The 3,924-nt window shown below is 64.9% G+C and carries 5 protein-coding genes; all 5 read right to left on the reverse strand.

All coding sequences use genetic code 11. The annotated features are described in order from the left end of the window. Positions 1-701: dynamin family protein (locus V5A19_RS13825; RefSeq protein ID WP_332327956.1), on the reverse strand; the 701-nt coding region annotated here is incomplete at its 3' end. 33 nt (positions 702-734) lie between these two features. Further along, positions 735-1,352, reverse strand: coding sequence for a DUF948 domain-containing protein (locus tag V5A19_RS13830; protein ID WP_332319434.1), 618 nt, complete (start codon positions 1,350-1,352; stop codon positions 735-737). Positions 1,353-1,529: 177 nt separating this feature from the next. Further along, on the reverse strand, positions 1,530-2,210 hold the full coding sequence (locus V5A19_RS13835; RefSeq protein ID WP_332319435.1) for a nucleotide-binding protein: 681 nt from the start codon (positions 2,208-2,210) through the stop codon (positions 1,530-1,532). Positions 2,211-2,338: 128 nt separating this feature from the next. Further along, positions 2,339-3,157, reverse strand: coding sequence for a hypothetical protein (locus V5A19_RS13840; protein WP_332319436.1), 819 nt, complete (start codon positions 3,155-3,157; stop codon positions 2,339-2,341). A 111-nt stretch (positions 3,158-3,268) separates the two neighbouring features. Next, a complete protein-coding gene (locus V5A19_RS13845) occupies positions 3,269-3,658 on the reverse strand; it encodes a hypothetical protein (RefSeq protein ID WP_332319437.1) in 390 nt (129 codons plus the stop codon). Between the last annotated feature and the right edge of the window lie 266 nt (positions 3,659-3,924).

Here is a 3,924-nt window from a genome sequence, read left to right on the forward strand (position 1 = left end):
GCGTCCATCTGGTTCAGGATGTAGAGGAATTTGCTGGATTCACGGTGGCGCACGGCATCGGCCACCAGATGGCTCAGGGTATCCTTCATGGCCCCGGGCTCGGGGTGGCGGGCGTCGAACAGCACCAGCACCAGGTCGGACAGGTGCACGATGTAGTCGGTGATGCGCAGCGTGGATGTGCGCTGGGCGTCGGCGTCGAAACCGGGGGAGTCGATCAGGATCTGGCCGCGCAGATTGGGTGCCGGACAGGTCTTGAGCCGCAGGTAGCTATCCAGGTAGGCCCCTTCCCCGGAGGTGACCTTATCCAGCTCCTCGCTCATCTGGTAGAAGGGGAAGCGGGGATCGGAGTTCAGCGCAATGCCCGGCAGCTCCCGCACCTGGTCATCGCTGGAATAAGACAGGACGGTGAACTTGTCGTCCACCGCCTGGGTTCCCGTGCGCTGCACCTTGAAGTCCAGGTAGTGATTGATGAAGCTGGACTTGCCGGCCGAGAAGGTGCCCAGGATCGAGATCAGCGGCCACCAGGGGATGGCCATGGCATAGGAATCGTCCGTCTCCAGCAGGCCCATGCGGTAGCCGACCCGGTCCAGCTTGCGGAAGCTGTGGACCACGTCCACCAGGATCGGGTTCTCTTCCTCGAGGTGCTGCTCGAGGCTGGCCAGGTGCTGCTTAACGCTGTTCGAGGCACGGGGTCCCCACATTCCGGTCTCCTCTGGATCGGCAGGCGGGCTCGCCTACCACATGGGCATCATATCGTTCATCTTGGACATGGGCTTGCCCAGGTTGCGGTCGAGGCGGCCCAGATGGAACCGCATCTGGTCAACGCTGATGCTCATGTTACCCATGGTGCGCTCCATCTTCCCCATGGTGCGATCCATCTTCCCCAGGTGGTTGTTCATGGTCGCCATTACCTGGGTCTGATTGGGCATGTTCTCGGACACGGTGCCCATCTGTCCGGACACCGTCTGCATCTTTTCCGAGACGACCTTCATATTCCCGGAAACCGCTTGCATATTCCCCGAGACCTCGGTCAGCTTTTCCGTCATGTCCTGGACTTCCTGTTGCATGACGCGAGTGTCCTGGGCCATTTGATGGATGTCGTGGGTCAGGTTGTAGATAAGGTAGAAGCCGTAGATGGCCAGGATGATGAAGGCCACCAGCGAGGGGTAGACAATAATCTCCCAGCGGCGGGCGCTGGCCCGGAAGCTGTCCGCCAGGTCACACATGGAAGCTTCCATGGTGCGGCCTCCCGCCTGACCCTCCTCACTGGTTTCGGGGGTTTTTGTATCCTGCGGGGCTTCGGCGGACGGCTGTCGCCGGTCCCCGTTTCCCGTTTCCGGGGTCTCTGCCATGGTTCGTTTCCTGGTTCTGATGACGACTGGTTAATGCGGGCCGGTCGGGCTTATCCCTTCGGGAAGGGGGCAACGGTTGCGCCGGTCAGGGTCGCGCAGCCCAGCGACCCGCCTATCAACCGGGCCCGCGCTCCTGGTTCGGGAGCTTCGGCCGAACGCCGGTCGGCCGGGGTCCTTTTAGCCCTTGGCGCCACCTTGGGCGCCCACCGACTTGGCCCGTACTGGGCCCAGGCCGGGGTAAAGCTTCTGGGCCAAGTCGTTGAATTCGCGCGCGGCCTTGGAGCGACGCTCGAGCTCGAAAACGGCCAGGCCTTCGCTGAATGAGCGCCGGAAGACGGTCCGTTGGGCCAACCGTTCGGGCAGGTAGGTCGCTCCCTCCATGCGGCTTAGCACCGCCTCGGTCTCGTCGCTCTCGCGGACCCCATGATGGGTGTCGGAGCGGTTGATGAAGGCCATGATCTCCAGCTCGCTCTGGTCGCTGAGCTCCTCCCGGATCATTGCCAGAAAGCGCTGGGCGGCCCAGACGTCCGCCTGGCTGGGCGGCACCGGGATCAGGACCCGATCCGCGACGGAGATGGCGTCCCGCATGGCCGGGATCTGGCCGGCCCCGACGTCCACCAGCACCTCTCCCGGGTGGTGGGTGAGGTATTGGCTCAGCGGCTCGCTGGCCTGATAGACCTGGAAAGGCGGGGTGAACTCCTCCTCCCGGCGAATCTGGGCCACATCGAAGAGGGTCTGCTGAGGATCCAGGTCGTAGGCGGCCACCGACAAGCCGTGCCATTCCAGCCAGATCCCCAGATTGAAGGCAACCGTGCTTTTTCCGGAGCCTCCCTTGATGTTGGCGATCACCGTGATCATAGATCGAGCTTCCTTGCCTGGGGTGTGACCAGCCGGGGCGCTGCGCCCCGTCGCCCCCTGGTTACAGGGGCGGCCGCTCCCCGGACCTGCTCAGCAAGGGGAGCCCGGGGCCGGCCGAGCCCGGCCGCCTAGGTGCGGTCGCTCGGGGAACGCTTGGCCGGAGGCCGATTGCCGCCGCGAGCCTTGTAGGCCGGGGAGAACTTGTCCGGGATCTGGAAGAGCTTGTCCGGCTGCTCGCCAACCTCGATGTTTTTGAGCTCTCGAACGAAGCCGCCTTCCCGCTTCTCCTTGATCGTCATGTCCAGCTCCGGGTCGTACCAGCGCACCGACTGGAAGCTGCGGCCATTGGACCGGCTGATCACGGTCTGCCATTTCTCGGTCTGGCGCCCGTTGACCTGGGCCGCTTCCTTGGCGAGCCGGCGCTCCATGTAGGTGCCGTCGGGGCCGACTCGGCGCACGGGGAAATCGCGCTCCTGGTCAATCCAGACCAGCCAGCGCGCCGGCTGTCCCTTGCCGAACCGCATGATCCGCCATTTCACCGCATCCCGTCCATGGACCGTTTCGGTATCCAGCTTCTCGCAACGCACCCAGGGCACGTCGGGGCAGGGACCGGAATCACCGCTTTCGGCCTTGGCGGCCTTCGCCGGCTGCCGTGGCGGCTCGGGAAGTGAGCGCTCCTGGTAGGTCTTGGCGGTGAGGTTCATCAGTACCTGACGGCCTTCTTCGGGGAACGTGACCTGGGCCCATTTTTCGCCACCGCGCTCGGATTCGGAGCGGATGGCTTGGTTGCCGGAAACGGTGCCGGCATGGATCCGCCATGTCATGTCCGCCCGGTTGGGGGCCTTCTGGACGACCTTGGCCGAGAATTCGGGGGTGTCATTGCCGGCATGAGCCAGTCCGGCGGTCCCCAATGCCAGCATGAGGGCGCCTGTGATCGCTTTCGCCATATCGGTGCTCCCTTTGCTTACCGAATGATTCCCACAGATTTTCCAGGCGTCGGCCGAAGCCCAGTCTGGGCCCGGTCGCCACCAATGAGCTGCGCCGGTTGGGCGCTTCGGCTAGCGATAATAGCCGGCCGGAGCGTAGCGCGGTGGGGGACCGTAGGTCCTTGGCCCGTAGCCAGGGTGCGGCGGGCGGTATCCGCGGTAAACCGACCTATAGGGGGCATGGGGGTTCGGGCCGTATCCGGGCCCGTACCCGTAACCTCGGTCTTCCCAGGGCTCGTCGTCGTCCCAGGGCATGTCCTCCCACCAGTCATCGTCGTCGTAATAGCCCGGAGGCGGGTACCCGTAGCCTCCGGGGCCATAGGGCCCGTAGGCGTAGGGGGGCTCCTCCCAGGGCTCATCGTCGTCCCATGGCAGATCGCAATCCGCCTGCGCCAGGCCGGGCAGGAACAATAACCCGGTCAGCACGGCGGTTGCCAGAAATGGTCTCGCAGGAGCCTTCATGGCGGACCTCCTCACCAGTGCATGGATCGTGGTGGCCCGTTGGGGTCCGAGAGGGTCTCCAATCCCGTCGAGCCGGTCCCCTCGAGCCGGCACACGTGCCGGCCCGACGGGTCTAACAGGGATGGAGGGCCTGGGCAGGGCTCGCAGCCCTGCCCAGGCCCTCCATCGGCTTCCCTGGTTACCGGGAAGAGGCCTTAAGGGGAGGGGGACATCCCCCTTCCCCTGTCTGGCCTCAACTACTTAGCGCCGGTAGTAGCCCGGGCCGT

This window comes from Thiohalorhabdus sp., from assembly GCF_036628635.1.
Taxonomy (GTDB): Bacteria; Pseudomonadota; Gammaproteobacteria; order Thiohalorhabdales; family Thiohalorhabdaceae; genus Thiohalorhabdus.